We start from the raw sequence: 19,845 nt of genomic DNA, 5'->3' as shown, positions 1-19,845 counted from the left end.
CATTAAATAAGGATTCCGTTCAGTCGGGGAGCCCATTCGTCCGCGATCGCAATGATATTATTTCAAAGACTTTTCCGAACCGGCTTATTTTGTCGGTATAACACCATATCCGGCGACCATTGCCTCGGCAATCTTGACTTCCATTGCGTTGGTAGCACCGCTTACACCGACCGCACCGACGACAATATCATTATTCGTGACCGGTACACCACCGCCGAGAGGAACCATATGAGGGATACTTGCAATAGCCGGTTCGTCTCCATTCACGCGTTGCATATTAACCGACGTTTTAACACGGAAGAGAGCAGCCGATTTGGCCTTTGCTATAGCCGCATCGACACACCCATAAGGCGCGCGGTCCATGCGGTCAAAAGCAATCAGACTGCCACTCGGATCAACGACAGCCATGCAGACATTCACCTTCAAACTATCTGCAGAGGCATGTCCTTTGGTAATCAATGCACGTGCGTCATCAAGCGATAACATTGATGTCGTATATTCGGCTATGGCTACAGAGGATAAGACCGGCACGACAAGCGCCAAACAGAATAATTTCTTGAGCAGTTTTTTCATTGTTTTTTCCATAACAGTGATGTTTACGAACTTAAAATAATAGGAAAGCGATTTGATGCAACAATAAGCTGGTTTTATGTGGCTGCAATAATCAAAACTCCGAGATTTCATGATTATCCGATTGAATAGAGGGTTGAAAGAAAAACGATCGCGATTTCGATTTTAGATAGATAAACATTATCAAGCCATATAAATCAGTTAAATAGTGCTAGACAGGCAATCGGCCAGATTGCCGTTTTTCTTGAACTCTACCTTAAAACACAGACTTTCGGACAAGACGCACTAAAAATATTTTTAGAAAAATGTCACGGAGCTTTTAAAATTTTTCCATTTCCTCTATCAAACATTTAAAATAAATTTTTCTCTATCCAACAAACGTTTTCAGCTGTTTTTATGTCTTTTTTTCACAAAAACACGAGACAAAAAACATCTATAATCGACTATTTGGGCTTACGTAACAATAAGCATTGCTCATAGCAAATTCCTGTTCCGTTCTGACGCTGCTTTTTCGAATTTTCTTCATGTCGTTCCGGATGAACATTATCAAGAGTTTTCAGTGCTTCGCTTTCTTGTTTTGATGAGTATCTGCAAAAACCAAGGCAAGATTATTACAGTCCCATTCTGCTTAGCGTTTGCTTTAGAAAGTGATCCTCTCAAATGCCGTTGGTCTTTCCAACCATTTATTTATTAAAAAAACGGGAAAGTGATTCAAGAAAACCCTCCCTCACCTTCGGTGGTTCAATACCGCGAGCATTCCAAACATTACGGGTTAAAAAATATCCGGTTAAAAAAAAGCCTTGTTTGATGTCTTCGAAATTTTTCGGGCGCTCCGAACTTTTTAGCAAAAATTCCGGGAGCGGCAATAATTTATCTTTCCATGGTTCCCCTGCCTCTTCACAAATGGCTCGTGCCGTTTTTGGCGAGACATATTTGAGGTTTTCATGCTTTCCTGTCGCCCCGCATTTTGACAAATCAAGGCCGAACCCCGTCGCCTCCAGCAACTTTATTTCGAATCTCACCATCAATTCGCCGGTAATAAGCTCGTCGTCGATATTGTTGATCAGAAGCTCGAATATATCGTAAAGGGCGGGATAAGGGTCCCGTTCGGGAAGGAGTCTGATATGGGCTGCCGCCAATTGCAATGCGTATAATGCATGCGGTTCCACCATCATACGGGAAGCGTTAAAATCAACCGGTTCGAGTTTAAAGATTCCCAGATGTTCGTCGAGCCTTGCCCACCAATCGGCAATGACCCTGTTTCCGGGCTGGAGAACAGCGCTCATCTTGCGGGATCTTCCGCCTTTGACCAATCCCATATGACGACCGTGCGAGCGGGTCATCACTTCAACTATTGCGCTCGTTTCACCATGTTGTCTGGTACCAAGAATAAACGCCGGTTCTTTCCATTCCATTGTTAGTTCGAATAGTCCAATCCCATTTCGCGATAGCGTTCCGGATCATCGCTCCAATGATCGCGCACTTTGACGAATAAAAAGAGATGCACCTTTTGTTCGAGGATTTCCATCAACTCTTTTCTGGCAGCCTGCCCTATTGCTTTGATCGTTTCGCCTTTTGTACCCAGAACAATTTTTTTCTGCCCCTCGCGTTCGACATAGATGATCTGGTTGATTTTTACAGAGCCGTCCGGCCGCTCTTCCCAGCTTTCAGTCTCAACCGTGGAAGCATAGGGTAATTCATTATGCAGCCGCATATAAAGCTTTTCGCGGGTAATTTCGGCTGCCAATTGCCGCATTGGCATATCCGATATCTGGTCCTCGGGATAATACCATGGACCTTCCGGCAGCTTTTTGGCCATATAATCAAGAAGATCATCGCAGCCGGTTCCCTTTAAAGCCGAGATCATAAAGGTTTCGGAAAATGTTTGGCCTTCATTCAACTTCTTCGTAAGTTCAAGAAGCGAAGGACGCGGTACCGAATCCACTTTATTGATGACCAGTATTTTTTCCTGTTTTACCTTGGAAAGAGACGCAAAAACTTCTTCGGTTTCCTCGTCCAGTCCCTTTGCCGCATCCACAAGGACAAGAACAATATCGGCATCTTTCGCGCCACTCCATGCTGTTGTGACCATCGCCCGATCAAGTCGCCGTTTGGGAGTAAAAATACCCGGTGTATCGACGAGCACAATCTGGGTATTGTTGTGAATGATGATACCGCGAATAAGTGCACGTGTGGTTTGCACCTTATGGGTGACAATCGAAACTTTGGTTCCCACGAGCCTGTTGACAAGTGTGGATTTACCGACATTCGGAGCACCGATCAAAGCAACAAAACCGGAATGTGTCTTATTATCATTATTCATTATTCTGGCTTTCGCTTTCTTCCCAGACATTTTCACGCACGAGGAGTTTTCCTGCTGCGTTGCGCTCGGCCTCACGTTTCGAGCGACCCCTCCCCGTTTCGGGGGCAAACCCCGCAACACGGACTTCTATATCGAAAATCGGGTCATGATCGGGCCCATGGCGTTTTACAACACGATATTGCGGCTGCGCACCATTTTGAGTATGTGCCCATTCCTGCAATTCGGTTTTAGCATCTCTGCGAGCAGCACCTGACTGGCGGGCGCGTTCTTCCCAATACCGGCGTATAAATGGACGTACCGCATCAAGGCCACCATCCAGATACATCGCTGCAATCAATGCTTCTACGACATCGGCATGCATATTTGCCAAACGCCGCTCGTCAAGATTTTTCATTTCCGCACCGACATAAACGATATCGGGCAAGCCGATTTCCTGTGCAATTGCTGCACAAGTGACTGCATTGACCAAGCCGTTCAATCTTACCGAAAGCTCTCCTTCGCTGGCACGCGGATAAAAACCGAAAAGCATTTCCGAGACTAAAAGTCCCAGCACCCTATCGCCCAAAAACTCCAAACGTTCATAATTGCCATGTGTCTGATCCTGAACACTCGAATGTGTTAAAGCGCGTCTCAAACGCTCTTCGTTCAGAAATTTATGACCTGTCGCCTGTTCCAGTTTTTCGACTTTTTGATGATTCATCTTGATACCTATTTATCAGGCGGAAAATATTTGATTGTCTTCACAGACGAAAACAATCTGTCCCACCTTATATCTGCTGGCCAACGCCAGATTTGCCATGCACTTGCACCGTTTCCTATCGAAAAGAAAATAATATTGGCGCGGCCGACAAGATTTTCATAAGGCACATAACCGATACTCAACCGGCTATCGTCCGAGCGGTCACGATTATCGCCCATCATAAAATAATAGCCTTCGGGCACCTCGAACACTTTGGTATCGTCCAGTTGGGGATAATACTCCATATCAAGTGTATTATAAGTCACCCCGTTCGGCATGGTTTCGCGGTAAACATCGACCGGTCTTGCGACTTCGGTCACATCCGCATTGGTAATTTGTCCCACGAGTTTACGCGGTACTGCTTCGTCATTAATGTAGAGCGTACCATCGCGAACCTGTATCCTGTCACCGGGCAGGCCTACAAGTCTCTTGATATAATAATCGTTTATTCTGTTCGGCGGGCGGAACACAATAACATCACCGCGTTTTGGCTCACCCCCGAAGATACGTCCGGAAAAAAGATTCGGTGAAAAAGGAATCGAGTAACGTGAATAACCGTAGCTATATTTTGAAACAAAAAGATAGTCGCCCACAAGCAAAGTCGGCCGCATCGAGCCGGAAGGGATTCTAAAGGGCTGGAAAAGAAGTGTTTGAAACAGAACTGCAATAATGAGCGCCTGTATGACGATAGAAACAAGTTCGCCAACTCCTCCACTCTTTTGTGTCTTGGGGGAAAGAGTGTTTTCCATTTCGTTCATTTCTGTTTCGCCCTTATAATAAAGATTGTTCTATTCAATATGAATTCTATTTATATCGTACTTCAAGCAATCTCTTGAAAAGAAACTGCCTCGATAATTACAAAAGCCTGAGCCCAAGGAAAATCGTCCGTAATTGTCAAATGAATAATCGCTTTGTGCCCTTCGGGTGTCATTTTTTCAAGAAATCTTTTTGCATTATTGGTGAGCTCCATTGTGGGTTTTCCGCTTGGCAGGTTGACAACCCCCATATCTTTCCACCACACGCCGCGAGAAATGCCGGTGCCAAGCGCTTTTGCACAAGCTTCTTTTGCTGCAAACCGCTTGGCATATGAGGCAACGCGATTTTTCCTTCCCTCCGATTTTATTCTTTCGACAGAAGTAAAAATCCGTTCGGTAAAACGGCTGCCATGACGCGCAAGAGTTTTTTCAACCCTGCGAATATCAATCATATCATTGCCAATACCAAGAATCACTGCCAAGCACCTTGTTTTTCTTCCTTCTCAAGCCGCACACGCATCTTTTCGGCCATTTTTTCCTGCCTGTGTTTTTGAAAGCGGGCGGTTGCGCGATAAGCACAAATATAGGCCAAACTTCCCAAAAACAATCCGAGGATCAATCCTCCAAAAAGAATGGGCTTCATGACTGTGTCCCACGCTTCAAGCAGAATTCCCCAGGCTTGAGAAACTGAAAGACCTTCAAACATTGCACGTATTTCAGCCAATGGTATTTCGTCAGCATTGCCAAAAAACGAAAAACAGAAATGTCCAAGTTTATAATCGAGCATCACAATCGGCAGAAATGTCAACGGATTGGAAAGCATTGTACCGAGAATGGCTGCCGCTACATTTCCACGCAAAAGCCAGGTTACCAACCCTGCGAGAATGATATGAAGCCCGAACAACGGGGAACTGGCAGCCAAAACACCAATAGCAAATCCCAACGCCACCTGATGCGGCGTTGCAGAGATACGTAACAAGCGTTTTCCGTAATATTTCAATGAACGAGAAAATGACCGCCGTGGCCACAACCACACACGTATCCGTTCCAAGAAACTTACAGGTTTTCTTCGGCGAAAAAGCATTTTGTCTTCATAAACGCCCCGACAGCACGAGACAATCTTTAATATTCAAATTATTGTCCTAACCTGAATTTTTCGCTTCTATTCAACAACACAATCACTTTACCCTACAGATTTTTAGCTTGCTGGCCATTATTTTAAAAGTTAAAAAATCTTCATCCATGGGAGAGAAGAGGACATGACCATACCGAAAAGCGGTACCGCCGGACAAGTGGAAACTACTTTTATTTCCATAATCTTCGCTGTGAGTTGTGGACATTTTTTGAACGATGTCATGCAATCCATGCTTCCCGCCATTTATCCCATTTTGCGTAACAATTATGGCCTGACCTTTCTCCAGATCGGTATTATCACCGCCGTTTACCAAATGACCGGCTCGGTTCTACAACCTCTTATCGGCTTTTATACAGACAAGAAGCCAAGTCCCTATTCTTTACCTTTTGCTTCTGCTTCAACCATGGTCGGGCTGCTTTTGCTCGCCAATGCACATCATTATTACATTCTATTAATCGGCTCGGCCTTTGTCGGACTGGGATCATCCATCTTCCACCCCGAGGCTTCACGTGTTGCCCGTCTGGCGTCCGGCGGGAAATATGGCATCGCACAGTCTATATTTCAAGTTGGCGGCAATTGCGGTTCGGCAATCGGACCGGTGATAGCGGCTGCATTTATCAGCCAGCAACAACGCATCGGCTGGCTTTCCCTTCTTGCCTTTTTCGGTATCATAATTCTGACTTTTGTAAGCCATTGGTATGCCAATAACCTCAAAAGACGTTTGACCCAAAAAACGTCTGCCAATCAACATCACTTGCCCAAAGCCAAAGTTCGTAATGCCATATTCGTTCTTGTCGGCTTAATGTTTGCCAAATATGTCTACATGGCCAGCATGCAGAACTATTATATGTTCTACACAATGGAAAAATTCGGTGTCAGTCTCCATCAGGCCCAGCTTTTGCTGTTCCTCTATCTCGGAGGAATTGCAATCGGCACGATATTCGGTGGACCCATAGGTGATCGTATCGGTGCCAGAACCGTCATCTGGGTGTCTATTCTGGGCGTATTTCCTTTCACCGTCATTCTGCCCTATGTGAGCTTGCCTTTCACGGCAATTCTCACCGTTATTATCGGAATGATTCTGGCGTCGGCATTTCCGGCAATAGTGGTTTTCGCACAGGAACTGATGCCCGGAAAAGTCGGAACGGTGGCGGGGCTGTTTTTCGGTCTTTCATTCGGAATTGGAGCTTTATCTGCTGCCGCACTCGGTCGTGTCATGGATATTGTCGGTTCGCAGACAATGTTTGAAATTTGCTCTTATATGCCGGCACTTGGCCTTATTGCGGTTTTTCTTCCGAAAATACGCACCGGACGAGCCTGACAAACGCAATTCTCGCAATCGGCTATTTCCGCAACGGGCTATATGCCAACCGGCTATTTGTCTTAGAACAAAATTCTTGGCAACAAAATTTTCAGGATAATCTAAACGGCTGCACTGAATTGGGCAATATTCTGCTGGCGATATGCATCAAACAGGCTCGCAACCGCCCGAACGAAAGGCCGACCTTCTTCTGTCATCTCGATAACACCATCATGTTCAACGGCAATCCCGTCGGCAATAATCGGTTTTAGGCGGTCCAGAGCATCCTGAAATTTCGCTTTTCCGCCAAATTTCGAAAGATCCAGCTTAAAATTGCACATGAGTTCGCCAATCATGGCCGCACGGAGCCGGTCATCGTCATTTGTTGCAATGCCTCGCACCGTTGCCATTTCATTTGCATCAATTGTACGGCGATATTGTGCAATTCCAGCAACTGTCTGGGCAAATCCGTCATGAAATTCCGATATTGAAGAACAACCGAACCCGATGAGAACCGGACAGTCATCATCGGTATAACCTTGAAAATTACGATGTAGATTATGTTGTTTTGCCGCAACCGCCAAATGGTCTTCGGGAAGCGCGAAATGATCAATACCGATCGGAATATACCCCATAGCGACAAGATTTTTTTCAACTGCTTCAGCCTGATGAAAACGTTCAAGCGGACCAGGAAGCAATGCCGCATCGATCAGGCGTTGATTGGCACGCCTTTTCGGCAAATGAGCATAACCATAACAAGCGATACGATCAGGACGATAGTCTCCGATTGTCCGGCATGTATCATTCAGCGTCTCGATTGTCTGAAGTGGAAGCCCATAGATCAAATCAAAATTGATATGCTTGATACCTGCCTCGCGGAGATTATCGACGGAACGTTTAACCACTGATGCAGGCTGGATGCGGCCGATTGCTTTTTGAACTTGTGGATTGACATCCTGAACACCAAGGCTTGCACGATTGACACCTATTTCCAGTAATGTCTTGACGAGATCACGGGTAACAGTGCGCGGATCTAGCTCTATGGCGTGTTCTGCTTTTTCATCGAAAGTGAAGAATTCATGCAAGGTTTCCATAATCGCAAGAAACGATTGACGTGGCAGAATGGACGGCGTTCCGCCACCCCAGTGCAAATGCACAATGCGGGGTTTGCCATGTAAATGTTGCGCTTGCAGCTTGATGTCTTTCACGAGACTTTCAGCATAGCCGACGATTGCATCATCTTTCTTCGTGGCTTTGGCATGACAACCACAATAATAGCAAAGTTGCCTGCAATATGGCACATGGATATAGATTGATACAGCCACGTCAGCCTTTATCTTGCCAAGCCAAGCTGCCCTTTGCTGATCGGTAACAGTAACAAAATCTGCTGCTGTAGGATAGGACGTGTAACGGGGGACCGCCAATGTCGCGTAATGCAACAGTGTTTCCGTTTTCATCTTTTATCCTTCCATGTTGGATTTGCAGATTTCTTCGTTTCACATTCTCTAACACATAGTTATAGATCAGACACTATTCAACCTCGCCGGTAATCGCGGCAATCTGCTTCAACAATGTCTGGTCAACGATCTCGACCTGATTGACGGAGAGGAGTTTTATTACCCCTTGCACTTTGAGTTTTGAAAAACAGCGACTGACAGTTTCGATTGTCAAACCGAGATGATCGGCAATGTCTGTTCTATTCATCAACAAAGTAAGAGGTGAAGCGCGTAAGCGATTGTTTTCCATCCGCCTTATCATATCAAAAAGAAACCGCGCGACTTTTTCGACAGGTGACAAACGGCTCAAAATAAGCTGGTTTTCGTAAGAACGCTGCAAAGCATTCTTTGCCATATCAAGAACACGATCACGCACTTCGGAGTGTTGGCGTAAATAGTTTTCAATCATTCTTCGATCAAAAGAACAAACAATAACCGGCGTAATGGCTTCTGCTGTTAAAATATGTGACCCCGCTTCGACAAAGCCTAAAAAATCACCGGCAAAAGCAAATCCGGTAATGCAGCGACGACCATCGTTCAACGTTTTGACAAGCCGCACAGCACCCGAGACGATCGTGTAAATCTTCTCGCGTGCACTCCCTTCCTGAAAAATGGCAGCTCCGGACGAAAAGCTTTCACGATTTTTCAAACTTTCAAGTTCGTTCAAGTCATCGTCGTGCAACGGGGCGCACATTGCCAAATCATGCACCATACATAATTGACAACGCTCACCATTTTTGATTTCGCCCGAACAATTCGGACAATGTGCGTCAGTGCTTGAAATCAAATCTTCTTCCATCAATGATAATTGTTGACCGGCCCGCTTTTTCTCAACCTATGATAAATGAGATAAGGCGACATTTAAAGAAAACAATTATATATTTCTGCTACCGGGTTTTATTGCCGGAATTTTAGCCAACTCGGCCGGAATTTGATCGGCCGGATAAGAAGGAACTGCATATTCGGCAAGTGGAATAAGCGGCACACCTACGTCTACTTTTCCAGCCGACCGGTCAACGATACAGGCCGCAGCCAGAATTTCCGCCCCTGCTTCACGCATAGCCTCAATGGTTTCTCTTATGGAAAGGCCTGTTGTTACAATATCTTCGACAATGACCACACGCGAACCTTTTGGAATGTCGAACCGGCGCAATCTGAATTTTCCGTTTTCACGCTCGACCCAGATAGACGGTACGCCTAAATGACGGGACGTTTCATAAGAAGGGATAAGTCCGCCAATAGCAGGTCCTACAACGTAATCTATTTTGCCTTTTACATTTTCGCGTATTTTATCAGCAAGAGCGCGACACAATTTTTCAGTCATATCGGCATGCATAAAGACCTTTGCCTTCTGCATGTAGATTGCGCTATGTCGGCCGGAGGTCAAAATGAAATGACCTTCCAATATTGCACCCGCTTTTTTAAAAATATCCAGCACATCTTGCGTATTCATAGATTAACCTCAGTCATTCAGGCGAAACAATTCGCCTTGTATTATCAAGTCGATAAAATTCCGACAATTTTTCCATCTATCACGAGCAACCGCTTAGAACCCAATTACTCAGCACCCGATTACTCAGCCATTGACACGCTCAGCCGTACTTACCGATGCAGCCTCTTTAAGTTGAGTAAGAATTCTGTTCAAGTGTTTTAAGTCCCAAACTTCAAGATCGATGATCATTTCGGTAAAATCCGGTGCGGTTCGTACCATTGACAAATTCTGTATATTCGCATCATTGCCCGCTATTGCTTGCGAGACCTCGGCCAATGACCCGGGAGAATTAATTGCCAATACACTGATACGGGCAGGAAAACGTTCTGTCATTGCCGCATCAATGTCCCAGCGCACATCAATCCACCTTTCCGGCTGGTCATCAAAAGCCTTTAAAGCAGGTGACTGTATAGGATAAATGACGATGCCGGCTCCTGGTTGCATAATTCCGACAATTCTGTCACCCGGAACCGCTCCTTCCGGCGCAAAACGCACCGGAACATCACCATGTGTACCACGAATTGGCAAAGCATGGTCTTCCTGATAGGGACCAACCGGCTTGCTCTTATCGCCTTCGGGTACTTTAAACAGCATACCCTGTGCATTCTGGATATTGAACCAACCTTCTTCACGCGGATTGACGTTCGGCTTTTGTTGGGCACGGTTATCCTGATAATCGGGGTAGACTGCTTTGACAACATCGGAAGAAGGCAATTCTCCACGTCCGACAGCCGCTAGAACATCATCGACATCCAGCCGTGCCAAGCGCGGCAAGACCTTTTTTAATTCCTCTTTGGAAAACTGCTTGCCGGCACGTTCGAATGTCCGCTCCAATATACGCGTTCCCAAACCAGAATATTGTTTGCGAACAGCCACACGCGTTGCCCTTCTGATGGCTGCACGTGCCTTACCTGTAACAACAAGTGATTCCCAGGCAGCCGGTGGTACCTGCGCCTTCGAGCGGATAATTTCGACTTCGTCGCCATTTCTAAGCGCTGTCATGAGTGGCATGATGCGCCCGTTGATTTTTACGCCGACACAGGAGTCGCCGACATCTGTATGGACAGCATAAGCAAAATCAATAGGCGTTGCCCCTTTAGGTAACGCAATAAGGCGTCCTTTTGGTGTAAAGCAGAAAACCTGATCCTGAAACAATTCCAGTTTTGTATGCTCAAGAAATTCTTCAGGATTATCTCCTTCGGATAGTGATTGTATCGTTTGGCGTAACCATGCATAGGCATTGGTTTCGTTTTCGAGCTTGCTCGGGGAATTATTGGAACCGCGATCTTTATAAATCGAATGAGCCGCCACACCATATTCGGCTATCTCGTCCATTTCCCGTGTTCTGATTTGTAGTTCAACGCGTTGGCGTGATGGCCCGACAATAGTGGTGTGGATCGAACGATAGTCATTCTGTTTGGGAATTGAAATATAGTCTTTGAATCGTCCGGGGACCATCGGCCAGGTTGTATGGATAATACCCAAAGCACGATAACAATCGGCGACACTGTCAACAATCACACGGAAACCATAAATATCCGACAATTGTTCGAATGAGAGCGCTTTGGTTTCCATTTTTCTAAAAACCGAATAAGGCTTTTTCTGCCTGCTCTTCACATAGGCTTTTATTCCGTGTTCGGCAAAAAGCTTGGTCAAATCTTTTTCAATTGTCGACAACAGGTCACGATTACGCTCCGAAAGATCGGCCAGCCGATCGGTAACCGCACGATAAGCTTCGGGATTAAGATAGAAAAAAGCGCGATCCTCGAGTTCTTCACGCATATCCTGCATACCCATACGACCGGCAAGCGGGGCATAGATATCCATGGTTTCTTCTGCAATACGACGGCGCTTTTCCTCGCGCATTACACCAAGAGTGCGCATATTATGCAAACGGTCGGCAAGCTTGACCAGAAGAACCCGAACGTCTTCGGAAATAGCGATAAGAAGCTTTCTTAAATTTTCTGCCTGTATGGCTTTTTTCGAAACCAGATCAAGTTTTTTAAGTTTCGTCAGCCCTTCAACCAATTTGCCGATCTCGGGGCCGAAAAGCTGGTCGATTTCCGCACGTGTGGCACTCGTATCTTCAATAGTGTCATGGAGCAGCGCCACAGCGATCGTTGCTTCATCAAGATGCATATCTGTGAGGATTGCTGCTACTTCCAGTGGATGGGAGAAATAAGGGTCACCGGACGCACGTTTTTGCGAACCATGCTTCTGCATGGCATAAACATAGGCTTTATTGAGCAATGCTTCGTTGACGTCAGGCTTGTAACGCTGGACACGCTCGACAAGCTCGTACTGACGCATCATTCCGGCATACTCCCCTTCTTAAGCGATATGCATATCATGTAACTAAAAATAACAATACAACAAGCAAAAAGCACAAAAAATATGCGCTGCCAAACCGGAAGCGCATATTCACAGTTAAAATATAGAAAAATGATCAATAGTCGTCATTTTTTTCCGGAGCGACCAAGCCTTCAATACCGGCAAGAAGTTCATCTTCCGACATATGATCGAATGAAACCTTGTCGTCCGACTTTTCGCCATTCGAACCGAATACATCATTGGCTTCTTCGCTATGACCAATCAAAGCCGGTTCCGGCTCTGGCTCGTCCACTTCGACATGTTTTTGCAACGAGTGGATGAGATCTTCCTTGAGATCTGCCGGTGACAATGTCTCGTCAGCGATTTCGCGCAAAGCCACAACAGGATTCTTGTCATTGTCTCGATCTACAGTGATCTGTGCACCTTGCGATATTTGGCGCGCACGATGGGCTGCCAAAAGCACCAGTTCAAAGCGGTTATCAACCTTATCAATACAATCTTCTACCGTAACGCGGGCCATAGATGCCCCTTTCCTAAGAGTTCGCAAATTGATGGAATTGCCTTTGGCATATACAATTTGAAATCAAAAAACAAGAAAAACCGCATTCACTTGATAATTTTTCCAAAAACCTCTCTTGGCAAGTGCCCACAGAGCTGACATATCTAGCGGTAATAATTTGTTAATTAGACCTTTATGGTAAAATGGATATAAAATTATGTTTGACCCAAGAGAAAAAATAGCCCTTTTTATCGACGGAGCGAACCTTTACGCGACCTCGAAAACACTCGGATTCGATATTGATTATCGGAAACTTTTAAAAGCTTTCCAGAAACGCGGCTATTTGCTCAGAGCCTATTATTACACAGCCCTGATCGAAGATCAGGAATACTCGTCAATACGTCCTTTGATCGACTGGCTCGATTATAACGGCTATCGTGTTATCACCAAAAATGCTCGTGAATTTACCGATCCGGCAGGACGGCGCAAAGTAAAAGGCAATATGGACATCGAACTCGCAGTTGATGCCATGGAGCTTTCTGACACTGTCGATCATTTTGTCATTTTTTCCGGCGATGGCGATTTTCGTTCTCTTGTTGAAGCCCTTCAACGGCGTGGACGTAAGGTAAGTGTTGTTTCGACACTCACAACGCAACCGGCAATGATTTCAGATGAACTCAGGAGACAAGCTGACCACTTCATCGATCTTACAACCTTGAAGCCTGAAATTGGTCGTGCTCCTTCAGATAAACCGCAAAAAGAATATCCGGTTGGCAGTGACGACGACACGGACGATGATGAACTCTACTGATGCTTCGGACTTTGATTAAAGAAATAGCGGGGAATAAAGAAATTGTGGGGATTTGTCCGGAGCCTCCGCAAAACTGTGGCCTATGCCCGAGGTTGCGCGATTTTCGTGAAGAATGGCGAAAAAAGGAACCACTTTGGCATAATGGACCGGTTAAGCCGTTCTTGCCTTGTGACGGCGCCGATTCGACCCGACTTCTCATAGTCGGTTTGGCGCCGGGACTAAGAGGTGCGAATCGCACTGGCAGACCTTTCACGGGCGACTATGCCGGTGACCTACTTTATTCAACGTTAAAAAAATATGGCTTTTCCCGCGGTAATTTTGAAGCAAGAGTTGATGATAGTTTGGAGCTTATTGACACAACAATTGTCAATGCTGTGCGGTGTGTTCCACCGGAAAACAAGCCGACAGGAGCGGAAATCAACCAATGTCGGCAATTTTTTGCACCGCTTCTTGAAAATTTGCCAAGATTAAAGGCCGTTGTAACGTTGGGATCAATTGCGCATCAATCAACTGTCCGCGCCCTTGGTGCGAAAATTGCGCAGCACCCCTTCGTACATGGCAAGGTCACAGATATCGGACATTTGCGCATTTTTCCAAGTTACCATTGTTCAAGATATAACACCAATACCGGCCGACTGACCGAGATGATGTTTCATGAAATTTTTTCGGCAGTACGCGATTATCTTGATCACAACTAGTCTGATTTAATGATCGAATGTAATTGATTTGCTTTGTATTAACGTAAACGCTGTTTGTCCGCTACCGATCTTCCTGCTTTGGAACGTCGAAGCGGCAATTTTTTTGAGTAAAAGTCTTGTCTTTAGATAAGACGAAACCGCTTTTTGAATATGAATATTACACGTCATTCGACTGTTTCAGGCTAAAGTGCCCCCTTGCCTGTTGGCGCCGCCCCTTGCCTGTTGGCAATTGCGTGCTCTTATAAAAGTCTTTTGGCTCGTCCAATGGCCGGTTTTCTTCCGGCATCCGTTTCTTGTCAGTTAATTTTCTTTCAAGGCGGATTGATTTCTATCTAAAAAACGAAAAGCCGCGAATGAAACCTTTTTACAGAAGCGCATCAGATAATAAACAAGCGCATCAGAAAAATTTTCGAGTTATAGAGAAAGTTAACCGCGTTCACGCATGAGGCGTGCTTTTTCACGATTCCAGTCACGTTTCTTTTCCGTTTCACGTTTGTCATGGATCTTTTTGCCTCGGGCCAACGCGATCTCCAGTTTGACCCGCCCACGATCATTGAAATAAAGTTTCAAAGGAACAATCGTCATTCCTTCTCGTGCTACGGCATTTGCCCAACGCGACATTTCATGCTTTGAAACAAGGAGTTTTCGCAATCGACGGGGATCGTGATTGAATCTGTTTCCTTGCGTATATTCGGGGATATAGGAATTGATCAACCAGAACTCGCCATTTTCAAAACTTGCATAGCTTTCGGCAATGTTTCCGTGATGCGAGCGTAGAGATTTGACTTCTGTACCCTGCAGAACCACCCCGGCTTCCAATGTGTCCAGAATTTCATAATTGAAACGTGCCTTGCGGTTATCAGCGACAACTTTGTAGGCCGAGGAGGTGTTCTTTTTATTCATGAATTACCAAATAGCCAGCTATTAATCGTTGACAAGACCTGCATGCTTCAATGCAGCATCAATAATATGTTTTGTCGTGTCTTCGATTGGTACAATCGGCGAACGGACAACGCTTGTGCAGATACCAAGTTTTTCAGCGGCATATTTGACGCCGGCAGGACTCGGCTCCAAAAAGAGGGCACGATTAAGCGGCATCAAGCGGTCGTTCAATTCAAGTGCTTTGGCAAAATTGTTTTCGCGGCATGCCTGAAAAAGCTCGGCACATTGTTTAGGCGCAATATTGGAAGTGACAGAAATACAGCCAACACCTCCTTGCGCATTAAATCCCAATGCCGTGCTATCGTCGCCTGAAAGTTGAACAAAATCCTTGCCGCATTTTTGCCGTTGCTCACTAACACGCTCGATCTTGCCCGTTGCGTCCTTGACACCGATAATATTTTTACAATCATGGTGGAGCTTGGCCATTGTATCGGCCGTCATATCAATTACCGAGCGACCGGGAATATTATAAATGACAAGCGGAATAGAAATAGCTTTAGCAACAGTCGAGAAGTGTTGATACATTCCTCGCTGGTTCGGCTTATTATAATAAGGAGTAACCACCAGAACCGCGTCTGCACCGGCCTTTTCTGCAAATTCTGCAAGTTCAACCGCTTCTTTTGTGCTATTGGATCCGGCACCGGCAATAACCGGAACACGTTTTGCGACCTGCCGGACACATAGTTCGATGACGCGTTTGTGTTCCTGATAGCTTAGTGTCGGCGATTCTCCGGTCGTTCCAACAGGGACAATACCGTTAATGCCTTGTTTGACCTGCCATTCGACAAGATCACATAGTGTTTTTTCTGCAACATTACCGTTTTTGTCGAAAGGTGTAATAAGTGCGGTCAGTGCTCCCTTGAGCATGGTAAACTCCCTGATTATATATTCGGTATTAAGGCATTTGCCCCTTCAATAAGCCTTTTAAACCATAGTATCGCCATACGAATGACGCAAGTTGATTTTAACTTACCGACATGTCTTGGTCGAGGGAAATAATTCGCTCTTGCAAAAGAGTTTAACAAGACAAAAATTCGATAACATGTTTTCTTTTTATTGATAGGCGAAAGGAAGAAAATCGTTAACCCGTCTTTCACAGTTGGCACTTATGCTCTTACAAAAATGATGGAAATTGGGTCTTTGGAAGTATGATGCACAATCACACATCAGCTGTTCTAGAAAAAACGATGATTTCATTCTTCGCGGTGAGCACCATGCTTTCCACGATTTTTGACAGTCATGCGACTTCGGCTTTAAGTCAAGCGCCTGTGCCACTTGCCCGCCCGTCCATTGCAACATCGAAAAGCGCTGTCACGATAAAATCCGATGCTATTGTAACAAATGGCATTCCGCGGACAGTCAACAGCATAGCCACGGGAAGTCTTAAATCGGGGCTCGACGCGCTCTACAGCAAACAAGCATCGAATGCCATAGCAATCCGCAACAATATGCCGAAAAACAGTCTGGATCGGCACATTCTGACTTGGGCAATCGGTGTATCCGGTGTTCCCGGTGTGCCGAGCTCCGAAATATTCAACGCAGCGCAAGAATTGCACGACTGGCCCGGCATGACAGCAATGCGCCGCAATTCAGAACGTGCGCTTGCCAGTGAAATGAATTCCCCGCAAGCAATCATCAGCGGCTTTGGAAATTATGTTCCTGTAACTGCACAAGGCATGGCAGCCCTTGGCGGTGCTCTGATTGAAACCGGCCAAACGGCACGCGCACGGCAAATCATTGCACCTTGGTGGTATAAAGCAAAACTCAGTGCACAGGAAGAACAGCTCGTGTTAAAAAAAGCCGGCGCGGCATTGCTTCCGGCAGATCATCTCCAACGCATGCGCGCAATGCTTTATGCCAATCGTATTTCTTCTGCCGAACGGGTAGCAAAATTGGCAAATGCCCAGTCTCTCTATGCCGGTTATGCGGCTGTTGCCAATAATGACTCGAATGCCCGCCAAAAACTTGCAGCCGTTGATAAAAGCTTCCGCAAAGATTCGCTTTATCTTTTTGCCCAAATTCAATATTTGCGCCGCTCGGGTCAATGTGATGATGCGGCAAAGCTCATGTTAAAAGCGCCGAAAGATGCACTTACGCTTGTCGACCCGGATGCGTGGTGGATTGAACGGCGTGTTTTGTCACGCGAAATGCTTGATGAAAACAAGCCGAAAATCGCCTATCAACTGGCCGCCTCCCATTCAGCCGAAAGTCCGACACTGGCAGCCGACGCAGAATTTCATGCCGGCTGGTATGCTCTGCGATTTTTAGGTGATAATAAAACGGCAATGCAACACTTTTCCCGTATTGTGCAAATTTCCTCACGACCGGTTGCGGCCTCCCGTGGGTATTATTGGATGGGCAGAACTGCCGAAGCACAAGGAAATCGTAGCAACGCCATCCAATATTTCCGCCGCGCCGCCCATTATGGCACTACTTTTTATGGCCAACTTTCGGCTGCCCGACTTGGAGAACAGAGGCTTGAAATTCCTTATCCGAAGCCAACCGCAAGTGATCGCCAGCGTTTTGAATCACGCGAACCGGTTATGGCTATAAAGAGACTTGAAGCGATCGGATATTCCGATCGTGCAGGCGTCCTTTATCGTGAACTCGGAGAGGAACTTGATAGCCCGGGTGAGCTTGCTATGCTCGCTGTTATGGCAGAGCGTAAAGGCGACCATTATACGAGCTTGAAGATCGGCAAAAGTGCGGTCATCAGGGGTATGGATGTCGGATCCCTCTCCCACCCTGTCGGAGCAATTCCCGAAACGGCCAATATTTCGGCTTCCGGCAAGGCACTTGCCTATGCCATTGCAAGGCAAGAAAGCGAATTTAAAACCGATGCGGTTTCAGGTGCGGGTGCCAAAGGCATGTTGCAACTTCTTCCGACAACGGCAAAAGCGGTTGCAATCAAAAATTCGATAAAATGGCAACCGGAAAAATTGGCAACCGATGCCGGCTATAATGCGACTTTAGGTGCACATTTCCTCGGCGAACAACTTGACCGCTTCAACGGCTCCTATATCCTGACCTTTATCGGCTATAATGCCGGTCCACGACGCGCCAATGAATGGATCGGTCGCTATGGTGACCCGCGCGGGCAATCGGTCGATTGGGTTGTCGACTGGGTCGAACGTATTCCTTATTCGGAAACCCGCGACTATGTCATGCGTGTCATGGAAAACTATCAGGTTTATAAAGCACGCCTTACAGGCACTGCCGATATTAATGTTGACCTAACCGCCGGTCGTCACAGTTGAAGAATAAATGAATTTCGCTCTTCAATTCCGTCAAATCGGCGCAATAGATCATAAATCCGAGTATTTATGAAATAATATATCTCATAATGTTGGTAAAACTCGTCAAAATTATTTCTTAAATTTTTTTATAAAATAATTATACTAAAATAGTGTATTTAATAAAGACGTGTTCAGATAATCATATTTTTCATTGGGTAGACGCTACTTAAATGTTTATTTTGTATCGCAATTTATCATGATTTTTATATACTATATATACGAACGAGACCGTGTATAGACTATAGCCCTGATTGAATGAGCTCGTCATGAAATGAAAACATATCCAGCACCGACATAATAACATGGATTATATTGGTTATCAGGATTATCAAGGTCATAGGGATTCCGGCTTGTTAACGAATTGGTTCTGACACCTACCATCTTCGAAGTAACGGTTATGACACTGCCAAGTTGAAGCAAATATTTATTAACCTGGAACGATAGATAATTTAACTTCTACTGGATGGCAGTCAAAATGGTTTGGCAAATAATCGTTATGCTTTAGTTTTTTCTATCCGCGCCAAGCAAAGCCGGTTTCGATAATTAGGCTCCGATTTTTCATTCCGAACAAGAATTTTGCCAATAACCGCCTTCGGGTTTATCCCAGATACATCTATCATCCAATTGGTAATTTTCCGGTATTTTAATATTTTTATCCGAAGTTTGACGGTCTCTTAGTTTATAGAGCGTAGCGCGGTCTAGCGTCAATTTATCACCTTTGAGGGCAATGACACCCGTCGTCATATTCGGCAATATATCCAGAAAGAAAGAAAAAGCCTGTTTGAATTTTTCAGGCATAATGGCGCCTACATCCAGTTCGTCATACACCATCATTCCCGGCTTTATGGCAGATATCTGGTTGATCAAACCAAATCGAGCAAGCCCAATCGGGATAGTTCCGCGAATTGTAATGCTATCCTGATCGACAACAAGCATAAGATAATTATTTGTCTGGTCTGAAAGCAAAATAATGTCGGATTCGACAGTTCCGATATTTTTCAAGGCTTTAACCTTGGCAAGCACCTTGTCACGTTCTCCGCTATCGGGAGCATATCCATGCAAAGTGACATCAAATCCGTCAATGTCATAAGATAGCCAGTTTGTTTCACTGCGCAATTGCCCAAGCTCTTCCGACAGATGCTTTTCCTGCCCGCCGACACCAAACCAGACTGCCATCACAACCACAAACACAGCAATAGTTATGAAAGGCCAGAAGAATTTACGAATTACCATGAACATTTCCCGACAGAGGTCTCACCGTTAACCGTTTTAATCAAAGCTTTTTTCCCATACAATGGCTTTTTAACCCAATTTGAATGATTATAAATAAATTCTTAGAAAACCGTTTCCCGTAAAATGATATAGAAAATATTTTATAATACATGGGATAATATTATTTTTTTAATATAAATTATAACAATACTCATTTTATTAATTAATAAAAATTCATTATATATT

Annotated in this window: 20 protein-coding genes; 4 read left to right on the top strand and 16 right to left on the bottom strand. The window is 45.3% G+C overall.

Annotated elements, in window-relative coordinates:
• Window positions 1–84 precede the first annotated feature (84 nt).
• The 7 genes from H3S83_RS05320 to H3S83_RS05290 all read right to left on the bottom strand — a co-directional run bounded on the left by H3S83_RS05320 (window position 85) and on the right by H3S83_RS05290 (window position 5,471).
• A complete protein-coding gene (locus tag H3S83_RS05320) occupies window positions 85–573 on the bottom strand; it encodes a heme-binding protein (protein WP_077970936.1) in 489 nt (162 codons plus the stop codon).
• Window positions 574–1,253: 680 nt separating this feature from the next.
• Entirely contained in the window at window positions 1,254–1,985 is a 732-nt protein-coding gene (recO, locus tag H3S83_RS05315; RefSeq protein ID WP_077970934.1) for a DNA repair protein RecO, read from the bottom strand.
• A 2-nt stretch (window positions 1,986–1,987) separates the two neighbouring features.
• On the bottom strand, window positions 1,988–2,893 hold the full coding sequence (era, locus tag H3S83_RS05310; protein ID WP_198239114.1) for a GTPase Era: 906 nt from the start codon (window positions 2,891–2,893) through the stop codon (window positions 1,988–1,990).
• Complete coding sequence (rnc, locus tag H3S83_RS05305) at window positions 2,886–3,593, bottom strand: ribonuclease III (protein WP_198232280.1); 708 nt, start codon at window positions 3,591–3,593, stop codon at window positions 2,886–2,888. The genes era and rnc overlap by 8 nt, the downstream gene beginning before the upstream one ends.
• 8 nt (window positions 3,594–3,601) lie before the next feature.
• On the bottom strand, window positions 3,602–4,381 hold the full coding sequence (gene lepB / locus H3S83_RS05300; RefSeq protein ID WP_370541275.1) for a signal peptidase I: 780 nt from the start codon (window positions 4,379–4,381) through the stop codon (window positions 3,602–3,604).
• A gap of 71 nt (window positions 4,382–4,452) precedes the next feature.
• Complete coding sequence (gene acpS / locus H3S83_RS05295) at window positions 4,453–4,863, bottom strand: holo-ACP synthase (protein ID WP_077970926.1); 411 nt, start codon at window positions 4,861–4,863, stop codon at window positions 4,453–4,455.
• Window positions 4,860–5,471, bottom strand: a complete 612-nt coding sequence (locus H3S83_RS05290) for a DUF2062 domain-containing protein (protein WP_198224987.1) — start codon at window positions 5,469–5,471, stop codon at window positions 4,860–4,862. The genes acpS and H3S83_RS05290 overlap by 4 nt, the downstream gene beginning before the upstream one ends.
• A gap of 175 nt (window positions 5,472–5,646) precedes the next feature.
• Between H3S83_RS05290 and H3S83_RS05285 the strand changes: the two genes are divergently transcribed.
• Window positions 5,647–6,843: an MFS transporter gene (locus H3S83_RS05285; protein ID WP_198239113.1), complete on the top strand. Its 1,197-nt coding sequence runs from the start codon at window positions 5,647–5,649 to the stop codon at window positions 6,841–6,843.
• Window positions 6,844–6,944: 101 nt separating this feature from the next.
• Here the strand turns inward: H3S83_RS05285 and hemN are convergent, their stop codons facing one another.
• The 5 genes from hemN to rpoZ all read right to left on the bottom strand — a co-directional run bounded on the left by hemN (window position 6,945) and on the right by rpoZ (window position 12,661).
• Window positions 6,945–8,279, bottom strand: coding sequence for an oxygen-independent coproporphyrinogen III oxidase (hemN, locus tag H3S83_RS05280; RefSeq protein ID WP_198239112.1), 1,335 nt, complete (start codon window positions 8,277–8,279; stop codon window positions 6,945–6,947).
• Window positions 8,280–8,352: 73 nt separating this feature from the next.
• Complete coding sequence (locus H3S83_RS05275; RefSeq protein WP_188317769.1) at window positions 8,353–9,105, bottom strand: helix-turn-helix domain-containing protein; 753 nt, start codon at window positions 9,103–9,105, stop codon at window positions 8,353–8,355.
• An 87-nt stretch (window positions 9,106–9,192) separates the two neighbouring features.
• Entirely contained in the window at window positions 9,193–9,771 is a 579-nt protein-coding gene (pyrE, locus tag H3S83_RS05270; protein ID WP_077970919.1) for an orotate phosphoribosyltransferase, read from the bottom strand.
• A 123-nt stretch (window positions 9,772–9,894) separates the two neighbouring features.
• A complete protein-coding gene (locus tag H3S83_RS05265; RefSeq protein ID WP_077970918.1) occupies window positions 9,895–12,123 on the bottom strand; it encodes a bifunctional (p)ppGpp synthetase/guanosine-3',5'-bis(diphosphate) 3'-pyrophosphohydrolase in 2,229 nt (742 codons plus the stop codon).
• 133 nt (window positions 12,124–12,256) lie between these two features.
• Window positions 12,257–12,661 (bottom strand): DNA-directed RNA polymerase subunit omega, encoded by a 405-nt coding sequence (gene rpoZ / locus H3S83_RS05260; protein WP_077970917.1) that lies wholly within the window; start codon window positions 12,659–12,661, stop codon window positions 12,257–12,259.
• Window positions 12,662–12,857: 196 nt separating this feature from the next.
• Between rpoZ and H3S83_RS05255 the strand changes: the two genes are divergently transcribed.
• Together H3S83_RS05255 and H3S83_RS05250 are read left to right on the top strand one after the other, a co-directional pair.
• Window positions 12,858–13,451: an NYN domain-containing protein gene (locus H3S83_RS05255; RefSeq protein WP_077970916.1), complete on the top strand. Its 594-nt coding sequence runs from the start codon at window positions 12,858–12,860 to the stop codon at window positions 13,449–13,451.
• On the top strand, window positions 13,451–14,149 hold the full coding sequence (locus tag H3S83_RS05250; RefSeq protein ID WP_198239111.1) for a uracil-DNA glycosylase: 699 nt from the start codon (window positions 13,451–13,453) through the stop codon (window positions 14,147–14,149). The genes H3S83_RS05255 and H3S83_RS05250 overlap by 1 nt, the downstream gene beginning before the upstream one ends.
• A gap of 157 nt (window positions 14,150–14,306) precedes the next feature.
• Here H3S83_RS05250 and H3S83_RS11565 read toward each other — a convergent pair whose 3' ends face one another.
• The 3 genes from H3S83_RS11565 to dapA all read right to left on the bottom strand — a co-directional run bounded on the left by H3S83_RS11565 (window position 14,307) and on the right by dapA (window position 15,958).
• Entirely contained in the window at window positions 14,307–14,435 is a 129-nt protein-coding gene (locus H3S83_RS11565) for a hypothetical protein (protein ID WP_255520568.1), read from the bottom strand.
• Between the two features lie 140 nt (window positions 14,436–14,575).
• Window positions 14,576–15,052, bottom strand: a complete 477-nt coding sequence (gene smpB, locus H3S83_RS05245) for an SsrA-binding protein SmpB (RefSeq protein ID WP_198224995.1) — start codon at window positions 15,050–15,052, stop codon at window positions 14,576–14,578.
• A gap of 21 nt (window positions 15,053–15,073) precedes the next feature.
• Window positions 15,074–15,958 (bottom strand): 4-hydroxy-tetrahydrodipicolinate synthase, encoded by an 885-nt coding sequence (dapA, locus tag H3S83_RS05240; RefSeq protein ID WP_077970913.1) that lies wholly within the window; start codon window positions 15,956–15,958, stop codon window positions 15,074–15,076.
• Window positions 15,959–16,278: 320 nt separating this feature from the next.
• Between dapA and H3S83_RS05235 the strand changes: the two genes are divergently transcribed.
• Window positions 16,279–18,348 carry a transglycosylase SLT domain-containing protein gene (locus H3S83_RS05235; protein ID WP_198224999.1) on the top strand — a complete coding sequence of 690 codons (2,070 nt, stop codon included), beginning with the start codon at window positions 16,279–16,281 and terminating at the stop codon, window positions 18,346–18,348.
• Between the two features lie 597 nt (window positions 18,349–18,945).
• On the opposite strand, the gene H3S83_RS05230 is transcribed toward H3S83_RS05235, so the two are convergent.
• Window positions 18,946–19,620, bottom strand: coding sequence for a hypothetical protein (locus H3S83_RS05230; RefSeq protein WP_198239110.1), 675 nt, complete (start codon window positions 19,618–19,620; stop codon window positions 18,946–18,948).
• Between the last annotated feature and the right edge of the window lie 225 nt (window positions 19,621–19,845).

It is taken from the genome of Bartonella sp. W8122 (assembly GCF_016102485.1).
Taxonomy (GTDB): Bacteria; Pseudomonadota; Alphaproteobacteria; order Rhizobiales; family Rhizobiaceae; genus Bartonella; species Bartonella apihabitans.
This window is presented reverse-complemented; position numbering and strand designations above follow the sequence as displayed.